Source organism: Paraburkholderia sediminicola (genome assembly GCF_046027825.1).
Lineage (GTDB): Bacteria > Pseudomonadota > Gammaproteobacteria > Burkholderiales > Burkholderiaceae > Paraburkholderia > Paraburkholderia sediminicola_D.
On sequence record NZ_JAQQDU010000012.1, the window covers coordinates 121,331 to 137,034 of the forward strand.

General features: G+C 61.0%; 21 protein-coding genes. 12 read left to right on the forward strand and 9 right to left on the reverse strand.

The features are described from left to right. Window positions 1-11: 11 nt before the first annotated feature. Together PQQ96_RS09280 and PQQ96_RS09285 are read right to left on the reverse strand one after the other, a co-directional pair. Window positions 12-1,313: a type II toxin-antitoxin system HipA family toxin gene (locus PQQ96_RS09280; protein WP_408291022.1), complete on the reverse strand. Its 1,302-nt coding sequence runs from the start codon at window positions 1,311-1,313 to the stop codon at window positions 12-14. Further along, a complete protein-coding gene (locus PQQ96_RS09285) occupies window positions 1,306-1,629 on the reverse strand; it encodes a helix-turn-helix domain-containing protein (protein WP_408291023.1) in 324 nt (107 codons plus the stop codon). The genes PQQ96_RS09280 and PQQ96_RS09285 overlap by 8 nt, the downstream gene beginning before the upstream one ends. Before the next feature lie 360 nt (window positions 1,630-1,989). Here PQQ96_RS09285 and PQQ96_RS09290 point away from each other — a divergent pair, with 360 nt between their 5' ends. From PQQ96_RS09290 to PQQ96_RS09315, 6 genes are read left to right on the forward strand one after another with little or no spacing between them, the layout of a single operon-like run. Then, window positions 1,990-2,829 (forward strand): MetQ/NlpA family ABC transporter substrate-binding protein, encoded by an 840-nt coding sequence (locus tag PQQ96_RS09290; RefSeq protein WP_408291025.1) that lies wholly within the window; start codon window positions 1,990-1,992, stop codon window positions 2,827-2,829. A 55-nt stretch (window positions 2,830-2,884) separates the two neighbouring features. Continuing rightward, entirely contained in the window at window positions 2,885-4,297 is a 1,413-nt protein-coding gene (locus tag PQQ96_RS09295) for an LLM class flavin-dependent oxidoreductase (RefSeq protein WP_408291027.1), read from the forward strand. 12 nt (window positions 4,298-4,309) lie between these two features. Further along, window positions 4,310-5,467, forward strand: a complete 1,158-nt coding sequence (locus PQQ96_RS09300; protein WP_408291029.1) for a methionine ABC transporter ATP-binding protein — start codon at window positions 4,310-4,312, stop codon at window positions 5,465-5,467. Further along, a complete protein-coding gene (locus PQQ96_RS09305) occupies window positions 5,460-6,116 on the forward strand; it encodes a methionine ABC transporter permease (protein WP_408291031.1) in 657 nt (218 codons plus the stop codon). Before PQQ96_RS09300 ends, PQQ96_RS09305 begins: the two co-directional genes overlap by 8 nt. After that, the gene (locus PQQ96_RS09310; protein ID WP_408291032.1) at window positions 6,113-6,313 is read left to right on the forward strand and encodes a hypothetical protein; all 201 of its coding nucleotides are present in this window, start codon (window positions 6,113-6,115) and stop codon (window positions 6,311-6,313) included. Before PQQ96_RS09305 ends, PQQ96_RS09310 begins: the two co-directional genes overlap by 4 nt. Next, window positions 6,310-7,512, forward strand: coding sequence for an acyl-CoA dehydrogenase family protein (locus PQQ96_RS09315; RefSeq protein WP_408291034.1), 1,203 nt, complete (start codon window positions 6,310-6,312; stop codon window positions 7,510-7,512). Before PQQ96_RS09310 ends, PQQ96_RS09315 begins: the two co-directional genes overlap by 4 nt. A gap of 158 nt (window positions 7,513-7,670) precedes the next feature. Here PQQ96_RS09315 and flhC read toward each other — a convergent pair whose 3' ends face one another. From flhC to PQQ96_RS09345, 6 genes are all read right to left on the reverse strand, one after another. Further along, window positions 7,671-8,240, reverse strand: a complete 570-nt coding sequence (flhC, locus tag PQQ96_RS09320; RefSeq protein WP_074286790.1) for a flagellar transcriptional regulator FlhC — start codon at window positions 8,238-8,240, stop codon at window positions 7,671-7,673. Between the two features lie 14 nt (window positions 8,241-8,254). Beyond that, the gene (flhD, locus tag PQQ96_RS09325; protein WP_028194930.1) at window positions 8,255-8,575 is read right to left on the reverse strand and encodes a flagellar transcriptional regulator FlhD; all 321 of its coding nucleotides are present in this window, start codon (window positions 8,573-8,575) and stop codon (window positions 8,255-8,257) included. Between the two features lie 743 nt (window positions 8,576-9,318). Then, window positions 9,319-9,849: a GNAT family N-acetyltransferase gene (locus PQQ96_RS09330; RefSeq protein WP_408291036.1), complete on the reverse strand. Its 531-nt coding sequence runs from the start codon at window positions 9,847-9,849 to the stop codon at window positions 9,319-9,321. 80 nt (window positions 9,850-9,929) lie between these two features. Further along, window positions 9,930-10,808: a helix-turn-helix domain-containing protein gene (locus PQQ96_RS09335; RefSeq protein ID WP_408291038.1), complete on the reverse strand. Its 879-nt coding sequence runs from the start codon at window positions 10,806-10,808 to the stop codon at window positions 9,930-9,932. Window positions 10,809-10,970: 162 nt separating this feature from the next. Next, window positions 10,971-11,273, reverse strand: coding sequence for an addiction module antidote protein (locus PQQ96_RS09340; RefSeq protein WP_408291040.1), 303 nt, complete (start codon window positions 11,271-11,273; stop codon window positions 10,971-10,973). Then, entirely contained in the window at window positions 11,270-11,575 is a 306-nt protein-coding gene (locus tag PQQ96_RS09345; protein ID WP_408291042.1) for a type II toxin-antitoxin system RelE/ParE family toxin, read from the reverse strand. Before PQQ96_RS09345 ends, PQQ96_RS09340 begins: the two co-directional genes overlap by 4 nt. 359 nt (window positions 11,576-11,934) lie before the next feature. Here PQQ96_RS09345 and PQQ96_RS09350 point away from each other — a divergent pair, with 359 nt between their 5' ends. The 6 genes from PQQ96_RS09350 to PQQ96_RS09375 all read left to right on the forward strand — a co-directional run bounded on the left by PQQ96_RS09350 (window position 11,935) and on the right by PQQ96_RS09375 (window position 14,601). After that, the gene (locus PQQ96_RS09350; protein WP_408291043.1) at window positions 11,935-12,303 is read left to right on the forward strand and encodes a nuclear transport factor 2 family protein; all 369 of its coding nucleotides are present in this window, start codon (window positions 11,935-11,937) and stop codon (window positions 12,301-12,303) included. A 39-nt stretch (window positions 12,304-12,342) separates the two neighbouring features. Next, on the forward strand, window positions 12,343-12,732 hold the full coding sequence (locus PQQ96_RS09355; RefSeq protein WP_408291044.1) for a hypothetical protein: 390 nt from the start codon (window positions 12,343-12,345) through the stop codon (window positions 12,730-12,732). Beyond that, window positions 12,726-13,190: an RbsD/FucU family protein gene (locus tag PQQ96_RS09360; protein ID WP_408291046.1), complete on the forward strand. Its 465-nt coding sequence runs from the start codon at window positions 12,726-12,728 to the stop codon at window positions 13,188-13,190. The genes PQQ96_RS09355 and PQQ96_RS09360 overlap by 7 nt, the downstream gene beginning before the upstream one ends. A gap of 24 nt (window positions 13,191-13,214) precedes the next feature. Then, window positions 13,215-13,622: a VOC family protein gene (locus tag PQQ96_RS09365; RefSeq protein WP_408291048.1), complete on the forward strand. Its 408-nt coding sequence runs from the start codon at window positions 13,215-13,217 to the stop codon at window positions 13,620-13,622. Window positions 13,623-13,832: 210 nt separating this feature from the next. Then, a complete protein-coding gene (locus PQQ96_RS09370) occupies window positions 13,833-14,264 on the forward strand; it encodes a DoxX family protein (protein ID WP_408291050.1) in 432 nt (143 codons plus the stop codon). A gap of 64 nt (window positions 14,265-14,328) precedes the next feature. Next, the gene (locus PQQ96_RS09375; RefSeq protein WP_408229602.1) at window positions 14,329-14,601 is read left to right on the forward strand and encodes a hypothetical protein; all 273 of its coding nucleotides are present in this window, start codon (window positions 14,329-14,331) and stop codon (window positions 14,599-14,601) included. 193 nt (window positions 14,602-14,794) lie between these two features. Here PQQ96_RS09375 and PQQ96_RS09380 read toward each other — a convergent pair. Further along, window positions 14,795-15,704, reverse strand: a 910-nt coding sequence (locus PQQ96_RS09380; protein WP_408291052.1) for an MFS transporter, incomplete at its 5' end; no start/stop codon positions are given.

Consider the following 15,704-nt stretch of genomic DNA (forward strand, 5'->3'; position numbering starts at 1 on the left):
GTAGGCAGCATTTATCGGCGGCGCCGGCCTAAGCGCACCAAATCCAGCGTCTGCTGTCCGGTTGAAATGTCTTCCGCAAGTTTAAAAGCAGGGCGCTGGATCTCGACCTCTTGCTCGCTGAGACCGCATGACATCGCGAATAATGCGCGCCACGACGTATGCACGGTGTCAGCCATTACGCGCAATGTGTCCCACGCTTCCTCCATCCCATACGAAAATGCCGGTGCGTCAACGATCAGGCTTTCTGGCGTTGCAAGGCGGCTTCCCTGCCGGTTTAATGCCATCGCTTGATCTTCTCGCCGACGCGGTATCGCCACGATGTCATAGGCCGGTGACAAGGCCCAGGCGCCGTAGCGGTAAAGCAGTCCATGATTTCGTGGATGATCGTCATAGTTGCCGACCAACGCATTGAACGTCATACGCCGCCACAGTTCACGTTGCTGATCGGCGTAGCCCTGATTCCGATCTGCGCACCAACGCCGCAACTCATGCGCGAACTTCACATACGAACGGTCTGGGTCTTCCCGCGTCGAATCGCTGCGCAGTCGCAGCACGGTTGCCGCGCTCGCGAACAGCGAGCGCTGGATACCGTACGCTACTACGTCGCGGTCGAATCTCTTAACCAGCACGACCTCGTTCTGGCCCATCCTGCTGTAGTGCACTTGGGCGGCGTTAATGCCACATTGCGCAGCCAGCGTCATCGCTACAAATTCACGCGCCGGAAGGAAGGGCGCCGCGCCGCGCTCCTGCAGCTTGGCAATCCACCATTGTGTCGAGCTGCCGATTTGCCGCGTGATGGTCAGTTTGGGTTTTTCTCCGCCAAGGCTCGTGCCGTCGTCTATTCCGGACAATTGCTCGACGACGCGACGTACCGAAAAACCGGGGTCCGCATCGGCGAGTTGTAATTTCAATTCGTCTTCGGATGGCGGCCGATATGCGATCTTTCGATCGATCATTTCGGGCGAACAGACTTCGATTGCCCCGACGCCATCTCCGACCGCAAGGTCCATCCGGTCGATTTCGTCGAGATCCTGCCTCGCGTGTTTCGCGAGGAGCAAATCCAGGCCGAATCCTTCCGGCGCTGCATCGCGTAATACGCCGAAAACACCGTTCATTAGTGTCGTCGTTGCGGGTTTCGTTGAGCGCGAGAATGGCAGGTTGCTGGGATCGATAGGCAGGGCGCCGGCGCGTGCCCTATAGTCCGGGAGATAGGCGAATTGCCCGATCCCCGGCGACCATTCGAAAGTGCCGCAGGCGACTGGTTCGACTTCTCCGGGGAGCCATATCCACACTGGCCGCGTTTTTTCAGCCATGCGATCCCCGCACACGTTTTGGCAAGCGCCTTAGCGCTTCTTTCTGAATCACGGGGTCATCTTCCGGGCGTGTAGCCTGTCGAAGTATGTCTAGAGAATCCAGCAACCACAGCGCCATGACGACCTGCCCAAATGCAACAGACGGTCGGCCCTTCTCCAGGTTGACCACGGTGTTCACGCTGACGCCCATCTTCGCGGCGAGGTCCGCCTGAGTCCATGACCGGGCTCGGCGGGCGAGCGCGATTTTGCTTCCCAAGGCGGAGATGACTTCCTCAGCTTCGAACGGCAGCATGTCGAGCAGTTGGGCTTTTTTCACAATTAAATCAAATTTAAACCGCTAAATTTTGATTTTATACATATTTTTGTGTCTTTCAAGCCCAATTCGCGCCCCCAACTCCCCCAAATCATTTTTCCCGCTTTCCTTCCCAAAATCCGTTCGTAGACCGCTGGTTTCGCGCCGTCTATCATGATTCGCACCTCATCTGGAGAGAGGCGATGACCTGTCCGAGCTGCCGCTGTCCGCGCTGATCCGCTCGCGCGTTCGATTATTGCTGCGCGCCGGTTAAGCCGCGCGTTGCAGATTTCCGTTGTTCGACCGACTCCGGCACGCCTGCCCGCATGCCGTCGGATCGGCTCGCCTCGAAACACCCCACGCCCCAACCCCAACGAGTTCACCATGCGCATTTCTCTGACCACTGCACGGCGCTTTTTCAAGGCGCGTAGTCTGACGCTCTTCGCCGCGTTCGGCCTTGCGCTGGCGTTGTCTGCGGCACCCGCAGCCGCGGCAGACACGCCCACGCTGAAAATCGGCACCGCCACCAGTCCGCAAATCGAGGCGCTCAAAGTGGCGGCGCGCGAAGCCAAGGAGCAAGGGCTCGACGTGAAGATCATCGAGTTCACCGACTGGAACACGCCGAACGCGGCGCTCGCGAACAAGGATATCGACGTCAACTATTTCCAGCACATCCCATTTCTCGAGAACGCCAAGAAGCAGGGCGGCTATAACTTCGTCGCCATTGCGCCGGGCACGATCATGAAGATCGGTTTGTACTCGAAGAAGATCAAACGCTTCGATGAATTGAAAGACGGCGCCACCGTCGCCATTGCAAACGATCCGGTCAACGGCGGCCGCGGTCTGTTGCTGCTGCAACGCGCCGGTCTTATCAAGCTGACGCCGGGCATCGACTATCGCGCTACCACGCTTGACATCATCGACAACCCGAAGCACCTGAAGATCGTTCAACTCGAGGCATCGCAATTGGCCCGTTCGCTGGATGACGTCGATCTCGCCCAAGGCTACCCGAGCTTCATCAAGCTCGCGGGTACCACGGATCCGAATAGCGCATTGCTGTTCGATGGCCTGGAAAACAAGAACTACGCGATCCAGTGGGTCGTGCGCCCGGAAAGCGTGAACGATCCGCGTATCCGCAAGTTCATCTCGATCTACCAGCATTCGCCCGCTGTGCGTGCCGCACTCGACAAAGCCTTCGGCAATCTCTACGCCGTCGCCTGGTAAGGCGCTTGACCAGGTCACGCAGACAGCAACGTTGCATGCAGCAAGGAGCCGCACGATGGCGAAGAAGATCCTGCTGAACGCGTTCAATATGAATGCGGTCGGTCATATCAATCATGGTTTGTGGACGCATCCGCGTGACCGCTCCGCGCACTACACCGACCTCGACTACTGGACGAGCCTCGCGCAAACGCTCGAGCGGGGTAGGTTCGACGGCATCTTTCTTGCGGATATCGTCGGCGTTTACGACGTTTATCAGGGCGGCCCGGAAACTCCGTTGCGCGAATCGGTGCAGATTCCAATCAACGATCCATCGCTGATCGTGCCGGCGATGGCGCATGTGACGAAGCACATCGGTTTCGGTGTCACGTCGAATCTGACTTACGAGCCACCGTATCTGTTCGCACGCCGTATGTCGACGCTGGATCATCTGACCAAAGGCCGGGTGGGCTGGAACATCGTCACTGGCTATCTGGACAGCGCGGCGCGCGGCATGGGTCTCGCGCAACAGATCAGCCACGACGACCGCTACGATCGCGCGGATGATTACATGGACGTGGCTTACAAGCTATGGGAGCAAAGCTGGGAAGACGACGCGGTGGTGCGCGATCGCGCGGCACGCATCTTCTCGCATCCTGACAAGGTGCACCGCGTGAAACACGACGGTCCCTACTATTCGGTCGACGCCATTCATTTGAGCGAGCCGTCGCCGCAACGCACGCCGGTTCTGTATCAGGCGGGTTCGTCGAACCGGGGCGTCGATTTCGCGGCACGTCACGCGGAATGCGTGTTTGTCGGCGGCCAGAACAAGCAGCTCACGCACTCCATTGTCGACGACATTCGGGCGCGGGCAGTGCGCTTTGGCCGCGCGCCTGACGATATCAAGATCTTTGCCGGCATCACCGTTGTAGTCGGCGAAACAGAACGCGCTGCACAGGAGAAGTTCGAAGAGTACCGGCGTTATGCGAGTGCCGAGGGTGGCATCGCGCATTTCTCCAGTTCGACCGGCATCGACTTCTCGCAGTACGAGTTGGATGAGCCGATTTCGTATGTGAAGACCGAATCGATGCAATCGGCAGTCGAGGCGATTTCGAAGAAAAGCGTGAGCGGTGTGTGGACCAAGCGCAAGGTGCTTGAACAGATGACGCTCGGCGGCCGCGCGAAACCCGTCGTCGGTTCGCCACAGCAGATCGCGGATGAGCTGGTGTCGTGGATCGAAGAGGCCGGCGTCGACGGATTCAATCTGACGCGTACGGTCATGCCCGAATCGTTCGAAGACTTTGTCGATCTGGTGGTGCCGGAATTACAGAATCGCGGCGTCTACAAGGAAGACTACGACCCGGCGCCGACGCTGCGCGAAAAGCTATTCGGCGGCGGCCGCGCGCGATTGCCTGACGTGCATACCGGCGCGCAGTATCGGCGTAATGCACGCATTGCGCAAACCGGCGCGCGATCCATCGTGGAAGCATGAGAGGAGCGAAGCATGGCCAATCTTTTCGACGTGCCGCAGTTCATTGAAGACGCGCCGTCCCTCGCCTTGAATCATGTTTCGTCCGATACGGGGCAAGAAGCGGTCGTATTCGATGACGTGGGCAAGGTGTTCACCAACACGCGCGGTGCATCGACCGCGGCGCTTGCGAACGTCACGCTGAAGGTGACGCGTGGCGAGGTGTTCGGCATCATCGGTCGCAGCGGCGCAGGCAAGTCGACGCTGTTGCGGCTCGTCAACGGTCTGGAAAAACCAGGTTCCGGCGCCGTGCGCGTGAATGGCGTGAGCGTCGGTGAACTCGACGAGCGCGGGCTGGTTACGCTGCGGCGGCGCATTGGCATGGTGTTTCAGCATTTCAATCTGCTCTCCGCGAAGACGGTGCGCGAGAACATTGCGTTGCCGCTGAAAATCGCTGGGGCGCCGAAAGCGGCGATCGATAAAAAAGTCGACGCTTTGCTCGAACTGGTCGGCCTGTCGACCAAGCGCAATGCCTACCCGGCGAGTTTGTCCGGCGGGCAGAAGCAGCGCGTCGGGATCGCGCGCGCGCTCGTGACCGACCCGGATATTCTGCTGTGTGACGAGGCGACGTCCGCACTCGATCCCGAAACGACGCAAGCCATTCTCGCGTTGCTGCGCGATATCAATCAACGGCTCAACCTGACCATCGTGCTGATTACGCACGAGATGCAGGTGATTCGCGAAGTCTGCGATACGGTGGCGGTGATCGAGCGCGGTGAAGTCGTGGAGACTGGTTCGGTGTGGCAGGTGTTCGGCGATCCGCAGCACGACGCGACGCGCGCATTGCTGCGGACTTTGGTGCATGACCTGCCTGCGGATCTGGCTGCGCGCGTCAAACCGTTGCAAGAGATCACGCAAGCGGATACGCGAATTCTGCTCGACGTGCGCTTCACTGGCAGCGGTGCAAGTGAGCCTGACCTGGGCGGCTTGACGTCTGCCTTGAGCGCCTACGGTGGCCGCGTGAGTTTCGTGCACGGCGGCATCGATCGGATTCAGGGGCATGCGCAAGGGCGTCTGGTGGTGTCGGCAGAAGTACGCGCGAATGCGGACAGCACCGTACAAAAGCAGATCGCGACGCTCCTTGAGCGCGCGCGCCAATACGCCAATCATGTCGAGGTGCTCGGCTATGTCTGATCTCTGGCTCTCGGAACTCGCTGATGCCATTCGCGACACGATCGTGATGGTCGGCGTATCCGCCTTTGTCGCGGCCCTGGTCGGCGTTCCGCTCGCGCTGGTGCTGGTGACCACGACACGCGGTGGCATCTTTGAAAAACGTGTGGTGAACAGCACGCTCGGCGCACTCGTCAATGCATTCCGCTCCACGCCCTTCATCATTCTGCTGGTCGCGCTGCTGCCGCTCACGCGTTTGCTGATCGGCACGACGATCGGGGTATGGGCCGCGATCGTGCCGCTCAGTATCGCGGCGATTCCTTTTTTTGCACGCGTGGCCGAAGTGAGCTTGCGCGAAGTGGACCGCGGTTTGATCGAAGCCGCGCAGGCAATGGGCGCGCAGCGCCGGCACATCATCTGGCACGTGCTTCTGCCTGAAGCGCTGCCGGGCATTCTGGGCGGCTTCACGATTACCGTGGTGGCGATGATCGGTTCCTCGGCAATGGCGGGCGCGGTGGGCGCCGGTGGTCTCGGCGATCTGGCAATCCGCTACGGCTATCAGCGTTTCGATACGACCGTGATGGTGACGGTGATCGTGTTGCTGATCGTGATCGTGACGGCGGTACAGTTTGCCGGCGATCGCTTCGTGCGACGGCTTGCACAACGGGCGTGATCGTCGCCTTGCCTGACGGCTACTTGCATGACGAATACGCGCACGCGGCCCACGTTTTCAGCGCTGACGTCACCGTCTATCATGCTATTTTTGACGGTGGGTCCGATGAGACTCCCGCTCATCTGGTCGAATGCAAACCGGCGGCGCTGGTAACCCGCGTGTTGCTCGCCAAACTTCTTCACCTGGACATGGCATGAACCAACCTCGCCATCCTGATGTACTGCAAACGCTGCAAACCAACGATGCGCCCGTGGTGCGCGATCTCGCAGGCTTGCTCGACGCGTTGCATGCGAGCGCGGCTCAGCGCGATCGCGACGGCGGCCACGCCGCGCAAGAAAAACAATGGATCGCCGACGCGGGGCTGCTTACGCTCGCGGTGCCGCGTAAGTTCGGCGGTCCCGGCGCGCGCTGGCCTGAGATCTACGAGACGATCCGCAAGATCGCGCGGGTCGACAGCGCGCTCGCCCATCTGCTGGGTTTCACATGCCTGCAGGTGGTCAGCGTCAATGTATGGGGCAACCCGGAACAACGCGCCCGCTATCTGGGCGGCACGGTGGAAGAGCGCTGGTGGTGGGGCAATGCGGTCAATCCGCTCGACACGCGACTCGTTGCGAGCGCAACCAGCGACGGCGGCTATCGTCTCGATGGGCAGAAAGGATTTTGCTCGGGCACGCGCGGCTCGCACATGATGACGGTTTCCGCGCACGATCCGGCCACCGGCAAAGCGGTGTTCGCCGTGGTGCCGACCACGCGCGAGGGCATTACCGTTCACGAAGACTGGAATCCGATCGGTCAGCGGCAGACCGATAGCGGCAGCGTTTCCTTCGTGCGGGTCGTGGTCGAGCCGCATGAAGTACTGGAGCGGGCCGATACGTCCTATGCGAGTCTGCGCACACTGATCTCGCAGCAGGTGCTGACCAATCTGTTCGTCGGTATTGCGCAGGGTGCGCTCGAAGAAGCGCGCGCGTACGTCACGCAGTACGGTAGGCCGTGGATTTCTTCAGGCGTCGACAAAGCCACCGACGATTCCTACCTGATCCAGCGTTTCGGCGAGATGCGCCTGCAGGCGGTGAGTGCGGAAGCGCTGGCCACGCGTGCCGCTTATGCACTCGAAGATGCGTGGCAACAGGGCCCGGCTTTGGATGCAGAGACCCGCGCACACGTGGCGCTCGCCACCTCGGAAGCGAAAATCGTCGCGCATCGTGCCGCGCTCGACGTCAGCGAAAAACTGTTCGATGCCTGCGGTGCGCGCGCCACGCATGCGCCGCTCGCGCTCGACCGCTTCTGGCGCAACGCTCGCGTGCATACGCTGCACGATCCGCTCGACTATCGCGTGCGTGACGTCGGCCGTTATGCGCTAAGCGGGACATTGCCGGAAGTTTCTTTGTACACCTGATGCGGTTCGCGGCGTTGCCGTTCGCTGGGTAGCGCCGGGTGCCGGGTGTCCGGTGTCTGGGCGGGAGCCAAACAAAAAGGTCCGCACGATGGCGGACCTTCTTCAAGGGTGCTTCGGTTCGAATCAGGCTGGACCGGCCGTCATCGATTCAATTCAGCTCAGGCGGCTTGCGCAATCTGCGCTGCTTCGAGCGCTTCCTGGCGAGCGGCGGCAGCCTTCTTGGTCTTGCCGGCACGCGACGGCGGCTGGCAGGCGCCACACACCACGTTGTGCTGCAGGTCGTGCTTGTGCGCGACGAACTTGCCGGTGCAGCGGCAGCATTTGGTCAGTTGCAGGATGTCGGCGTCGAAGAAACGCACGAGCGTCCATGCACGCGTCAGATCCAGCACCGGTTCGGTGTCGCTGTGCTGGCAATGTTCCAGATACAGCCGATATCCTTTGGTCAGCGCATCCAGGTGCGAGCAACGCGCTTCGTTCTTCAGGAACAGGTACGTGTTGTAGAACAACGACGCGTGGATGTTCGCGAGCCACGTCATGTACCAGTCCGCCGAGAACGGCAGCATGCCCTTGGGTGGCGATACGCCTTTGACCTCGCGGTACAGGCGGATCATGCGGTCGCGCGAAAGCGTCAACTCGCTTTCGAGCACCTGCATGCGCGCGCCGAGTTCAATCAGCGCGATCGCACGGAATACTTCTTGTGCGTCTTCCGTCAGGCTACGCTTGAGCATCGCGGTCACCTCGATTAGGCAAACTGCTCAGCAGGCTGGCCTGCAAGCAGGATCGCCGCGTGAGTCGGTGCAACTGCGGCATGCTTCGTCGTTTGCGTCAGTGCCGACAACATCGAGTGGTCGTTGAAGCGGAAGAAGCATAAAAGCTGATCGGAAGCGGCCAGCTTGACGATCTGCGCGAGCGACAGCCCGGCAAGCAAATCGGCCAGTTCCGACGACAGACCCAGCCGGAACATGCCGACCGGTTTGTCCTCACGCAACATACGTTGCGCGAGCATGATGTAAGACAAGTTGATCTCGCGGATTGAATCCAGCGTCTCGCTGCTACGGTCCATTTTCTGTGTTTCCGAAGCCCCGAATTACTATGTCGGCTTTTTTTGCCGTTATGTCTTGTGTGCCTCACCGGAAACGATGACCTCCGGCTACATGTCACCACCTGATACAGATGGCGACTTCTTGATACATCGCGTTACATTTAGTAACAGCTTGGGACGAATTGTATGAAGGGCAAAACAAGAAATCAATCCCCTCACAAAAAAATATCTCAAAAAGATACATCAAATTTCGGTAATTCTTTCACGGCCCTGTAATAGATGATGCTTTGCGAATTTTTTGCGATTCGGGAATTTTGTCTGATCCATGGAAACCCTTGCACGGCGGGTACCTCGGTCATTTGTCTGAGCAATGATGCGCATCCGGTCGAAGACCGAAAAATCAGGACGGAATCGGAAAGGAAGTAGAAAGCGAGAGTAATTAAAAGTAATAAATACCGCTCTATGGCGCCACTGTGGGGACAAATCAGAGCTGTAACAGGTTGATGCCGCCCCGGTTACAAACGAGGCCGCATTTGTAACTTCTAGCAACCGTTTGCGCGGATCCGCTCGACTTCGAGCCCGAACGCGGGGCGCGGGTGTGTGCCGGGCACGGTGCCGGCGAAGGCGGCGACCAAGCCGCAGCCAGCCGCAGCCAGCCGCGCAAGCTGCCTGACATGATGCCGTTGAAATAGGCGCCGACGTCGCACCCCGGCATCACACCCTATCGGCGGACACCCGGAAAGCAGGTTCGGTACCCGAAGGCGTTACATGAAGCGCGCCATCAGATCGGCATCGTGAAACACGCCACCGACGTTCAACGCCTCAACCTCGCAACCATATTTGCGAAAACCCAGCGACTCATAGAGTCTGCGTGCCGCCTCATTCCGGCTACCCACCATCAACTGGATTTGCCGTAAGCCTTCTATTTGCGCCGCTCGCGCCAGCAACTCATTGAGCAAGGCGCGTCCGACTCCGCGGCCCGCAGCTTCCGGCGCGACATACATACCGATGACGGAGGCCTTGTGCCGTTCCTTGTCGCTCTGGTTGCGCACCAATCCGACCACGCCGATCAATGGGGCGTTGTCCGATGCGTAAGCACCGAGCAAAAAGTCGCCTTCGGCTGCGCGCGCACCTTGCAACATCGCATCATGTCGCGCCGCGCCCTTGGCGACCGCTTCCTCGTAGCTTTGACCGAACGACTCCGGATGCGCCTTCAGTCCACGCAGGCGAAGCTGGAAGTAGGCGTCGCGGTCGGCCGGTCCGAGTTGGCGGATCAGTAGGGCGTTGTTGATCAAGTGTGTCTCTCCGTGTGGTTTGTGGTGCTGCAAGCGGTAACAACCCAGCGTTCGATGCTGCCCGGGATTCTGCAGCCCTGCTATGGCTTCACGGCTTCAGCGCCCTGGCCTTGGGCGCGTTGGCTTTCGGCATACTCGCGCAATGCCGCCGCGGTTTGCTGATCGGCGGGAAAGAACGCTTCAATGGCGAGTTCCGATAATGTCACATCCACCGGTGTGCCGAATACCGTGGTCGTGCTGAAGAACGACAGCACGCCGATCGGCGTGCGTAGCCGCAGCGGCACGGCGATCTGGTTACTCGCGGTCTCGTCGGGGTCGGCCGCTTCTGCACCTGGCGGAGCGGGATACGCGGCGAGCTCGTCGCGCAGCGCGCTCAACGTGTCGTCACCGCTCACGTCGATTTGCCGCTGGAGTCGGGACAGCGCGTGCGCACGCCAGGCATGCCAATTGACGATCGACGCTGCGATGCCTTCCGGATGCAAGCTCAGTCGCATCGCATTGACTGGCGGTTTCAGCAGTTCCGGACTTGCGCCTGCAAGCAGCGGCGCAAGCGCATTGTTTGCGGCAACGATGGTCCAGTGACGGTCGATCGCTAGTGCCGGATACGGCTCGTGACCTTTAAGCACTAACTCGACTGCCTCGCGCGCGGCGGCCAGTTGCGGGTCTGTCAAAGGACGTTCGCGGAACAGCGGCGCGTAACCTGCCGCGATCAGCAGCGCATTGCGCGCGCGCAGCGGCACGTCGAGCCGCTCAGCGAGGTGCATGACCATTTCCCGACTGGGCACCGCACGGCCTGATTCGACGAAGCTCAGATGCCGCGTTGAAACATCGGCTTCAGCGGCAAGCAGCAACTGGCTCATTCTTCGCCGTTGCCGCCATTCGCGCAGCAGATCGCCGACCGTGCGGCTTGCCGTCGGCGCATTCGACGGGATGGTTTGCGCAAGAGAGAGTGTGTTCATGCTGCCGATGATAGCCAAACCGTGTTAGCGATCCATTACCTGACAGGTAATGGAATACCCAGGAGTGCCCTGAAACACACGAGAAAACGTAGGAGCACCCGCGAATACGCAGCACATCCAGGGCGAGGGCGTTGCACCAGGCGACACCACAACAAGCGCGAATCAGGCGGGCGCCACCCCTTCCGGGACAGCGTTGAGCTTGACGCCCAGCGCGCGCAGCAGTTTGAACACCGTATCCATGCGCGGCTTGGAGCCGGGCGCGAGTGTTTTATAGAGGCTTTCGCGCCCGAGCCCAGCGTCGGCCGCGACCTTCGCGATGCCGCGTGCTTTTGCGATGTCGGCGATCGCGGCGAGGAGGAGGTCGGCGTCGCCTTCTTCCAGCGCTGCGTTGAGATACGCTGCGATCATCTCCTCGCTATCGAGGTAGTGTGATGCGTCGAACCGTGCGGTTTTGACTTTGCTCATGACAGTTCCTTTCTGATTGCTGCCCACATTGATTTGGCATGCTTGATGTCGGCCGGCTGCGTGGACTTATCGCCCCCGCAAAGCAGCAGATACACCACGCGCCCTTCGCGCGCGAAGTAGACCCGATAGCCGGGACCGCAATCGATGCGCATCTCGGACACACCGTCTTCCAGCAGCTTTACGTCGCCGAAATGACCTCGCTCCGCACGCCGGACCCGCACCAGGATTTTTGCCCTCGCTCTCAAGTCTGCGCGGCCGGCAAGCCAACTGTCGAACTCCTCGGTGCGGTTGACCGTGTACACAGGCGGTGAACCGATTTTCTGATGAGTGTATCCTTATGGATACGATCTTGCAAGTGTAAAAACCATATTAAAAAAGCGGCTCATGTCCGCACCCGTTCAGTTCGTCACATGCCGCGTGTCAACGCTGCGCGGCCTCCCATTTCCAGATGAGGTTAGCGGCTGACGCAGCGCGTGACGATTCAGCCGAATGGCCAATCCGAGGGGCGACGATGCACGGTTCTGCACCGTGGCGCATCCGGATGCTTACCTCCCACGTAATCGACGCGCCGCGCGCGAACCGCCAATCTTCACTCCGAGCCCGCTGCATACAACGTGTCTGCCGAGCGTAGTGCTCAGTCATGCCAATCAAGGAGTCTGAGATGAATGCGAATACCGATCTGATCGACCGCTATTTCGACGCATGGAATGAAACCGACGCACTGCGCCGCCGCGAACTGATCGCCGCGACATGGGCCGCCGATGCCGACTATCGCGATCCGCTGCTGGCAGGCGCGGGCCATGACGGTATCGACGCGATGATCCGTGCCGTGCATGAACGCTTTCCGCATCACACGTTTCACCGCACGACGGAGGTCGATGGCTTCGCGAACCGCCTGCGCTTCTCATGGGCACTCACCACGCCGGCCGGCGAGGCGATCGTCAAGGGCTCCGACTTCGGCGTGCTCGACGCACATGGCCGTCTGCAGGCGGTGACCGGTTTCCTCGACCAGGTGCCTGCGGCCGGCTGACCAGTGGCCAATCACTCGCGATTTTTCACGGAGACGATCATGCACGAGTCCGTTGCCGCTACGGGTCCCGGTACTGTCCTCACGGTCGCGCGTTTGGCCGGCGCCGTCGACTCGCTCTCCAGCGCGATCGCCGGCTTCGCTCTGCTGGCCGGCACACGCGCGTTCACCTTCACCGCGTTGCTGGCCTGGCGCGAGCCGGTATTGGGTGGCGCGGGACTCGTGCTGCTCGCCTTGGTCGGATGGCTGCGGTGGCAGTGCCGCCAGAATGGCGCTCGCCGCATCGCGCAGCAAAGCGGGTTGATGACGGGCCGGCGGCAACGGACCGTGTGCCAGGGTCTTGCTACAATCGATCGCGACGCGCTACAAGGGCAAACCGTTCGAACCCGGGCGGCGAGCCGCCAATCGAACCTCAAGGAGACACCGTGCTGAAGAATCTGGACCCGCTGCTGAATGCCGATGTGCTGCATGCGCTACGCTCGATGGGACATGGCGACGAACTGGTGATTTGCGACGCCAACTTCCCGGGCGCGTCCGTCGCAGAGGAGACCGTGTTGGGCAAGCTGCTTCGCCTCGATGGCGTGAACGCACCGCGTGCCATTCGCGCGATTCTTTCGGTGATGCCGCTGGATACTTTCATCGAACGCCCTGCCTCGCGGATGGAAGTGGTGGGCGAGCCGGATACGATTCCGGCCGTTCAGCGCGAAGCGCAGATCGAGATCAATGCGGCGGAAGGGCGCGAGGTGCCGTTCGCTTCGGTCGAACGTTTCGCTTTCTATGAGCGGGCGCGCAAAGCCTATTGCGTGATCGCTACCGGCGAAGAGCGCGGCTACGGCTGCTTCGTTTTTACAAAGGGTGTCTTGCTCGCGCCGGATGCGCCGCAGCAATAACCCCCCACCACGGCGGCGACAACCATGAACTTCTCGATAGACAGTCTCGATCATCTCGTTCTGAACGTTGTCGACGTGGAAGCCAGCGCGGCCTGGTATGCGCGCATGCTCGGCATGCGGCGTACCGAGTTCGAGTCGCGCACCGGCACACGCGTGGCGATGACGTACGGCACTCAGAAGATCAACTTGCGTCCGGCGGATGCAGACACGGTCGCGTGGTTCACCGGCCGCGAGCCGGTACCGGGCAGTGCCGATCTGTGCTTTGTCACCACGACGAGTCCCGCCGAGGTCAAAGCCCATTGGCTCGCTCAGGGTGTCGAGATAGAGGCCGGCCCGGTTGAGCGCGATGGCGCGCGCGGCAAGATGACTTCGGTGTATTGCCGCGATCCGGACGGCAATCTCATCGAGGTCGCGACGTATCCTCGCGCGTAAGTACGGCGGGGATACCGGCCATGCTGTGCAAAATCGGGTGCTCGCAGAGCACTCGCACACCCTTTTTCTTCCCTTGATACGGCGCGAATCGCGCCGTTCACGCCGGCCCGCGCTTGGAAAAGGCGGGCAATGCACCTATTCTCAGGTGCAAAGTGGGGAACTGCGGCCGCCTGGCCGGGTCTGCTGCTTATTCATTTACAGGAGCCCCTCATGACGCGTCCCGTCGATTCCGGCGTCATCCTCATCGCGCGTATCGCCCTTGCCGTGCTATTTTTGTGGGGCGGCGTGATGAAGCTGCTGGGCTATGCGGGCTTCGTCGGCTATCTGCATTCGAAGGGCGTGCCGTTCGTTCCGGTCGCCGCACCGATTGCAACAGCGGTCGAGGCACTCGGCGGTCTGCTGCTGATCGTCGGCTTCAAGATCCGGCCACTCGCGCTCATCATGGCCGTCTACACCGTGGCAACCGCAGTGCTGGGTCACGATTTCTGGAACGTTACCGATCCCGCCTTGCAGCGCGATATGGTGATCCACTTCTGGAAGAACATCGGTATCGCCGGTGGGTTCCTGTTGCTGTTCGTGACCGGAGCGGGCCGTATCAGTATCGACGGCGCGCGGGCGCCACGCGGCGGCCTGAATCTTTGATCACGCAGTTGAGGTGGCCTGTGCAGGTCGCTTTTGATTCTGGTTGTCATCAAGGGAGCAAGTAATGATCCAAAGTTTTGAGCAAACCATTGGTGGCAAGGTTACGCAGTTGTGCGCAAGTCTCGGCGAAGGGCCCACGCCGCATCGCGTCATCATCAGCCTTGCCGATTCAGCGAAAACATTGGTGGTTCTGGATGCATCCGGTCTTATCAGCACGATCAAGGCCGAAATCGAGCAGCCCGAAAAGCTGATCGCCGACGCAATCGCCAAGGCGCAAAACGAAGGGCTGATCGAGCGCGCGATCGACACCGGCACGATTCAGGAAGCGCCGCTGTAAGCCGTGCGGCGGCAGTGCGAGATGTATCGTGCGCTGCTAGCGTCGTAAAAGCGTTGAAAGAAGACTCCTGCGGTGCGTAAGCATCGCGGGGTCTTTTTTGCACTCACGGCGAAACGAGGCGACGCTCAGTGCGAATCGCCGAATCGCCGAATCGCCGAATCGCCGAATCGCGCTGAGCAGAGCGACGAGACGATCAGCGCGATTCACCAACGTGCCCAGGGCCAGTCCTGGGCGGCTTCGAGGCCGACGCGTGCGGCTCCGGACGCATGAGGCAGCCCATTACGCCACCGAGCACCAGCAGACCGACCGAGATGGCCGTCGCAGCCTGCATCCCCGAGACGATCTGCGTGGCGGCTGCGCCGCTCGCCAACGCGCCGAAGGCAGCTACACCCACCGCGCCACCTGCTTGCCGGGCGGTATTTAGCACGGCGGACGCAGTGCCTGCGCGCTTCGCTTCGACCGAGGCCAACACGGCGGTCGTCATTGCCGGGACCGCGAGGCCCATCCCCGAGGGAATCAGCAGGAACGGCAGCAGCAAGCCGACGAGCGGCGTAGACGCGTCGACGAAATGCAGCAGGCCATAGCCGAGCCCCGCGGTAATTGCCCCGGCGATCATTGGCACGCGTACGCCGAAGCGCCCGACCACCCAGCCGCTCGCCACGTTCGAGAGCAGAAAGCCGCCCGTCAAAGGCAGGAAGGCGAGGCCCGCCTGCAGCGGGGTATAGCCGCGTACGCGCTGCAAATACAGGCTCAGCACGAACACCATGCCGTAGTAAGTCAGATTCACGCAGATACCGAATAGCACGGCAGCATTGAAGGTTCGCTTGCTGAATAGCGAGAGCGGCAGCATCGGTGTCGCGACGCGCGATTCCACGGCGATAAAGGCGCCGGTCGCGATGAGCGAGAGTATGAAACCGCCGGCTACCAGCGGATGGCTTAACCCGAGCGGCCGCAGTTCGATCACAGCGGCGACGAAAGCGGTGAGCGCGACGATCGCAAGGGCCTGACCGCTCAGATCGATACCGCGTGGGATTGCCTCGGTCGTGGCCGATGCTGTAGCTTCGCCCGCACCCGCACCCGCACCCGCACCCGCACCCGCACCC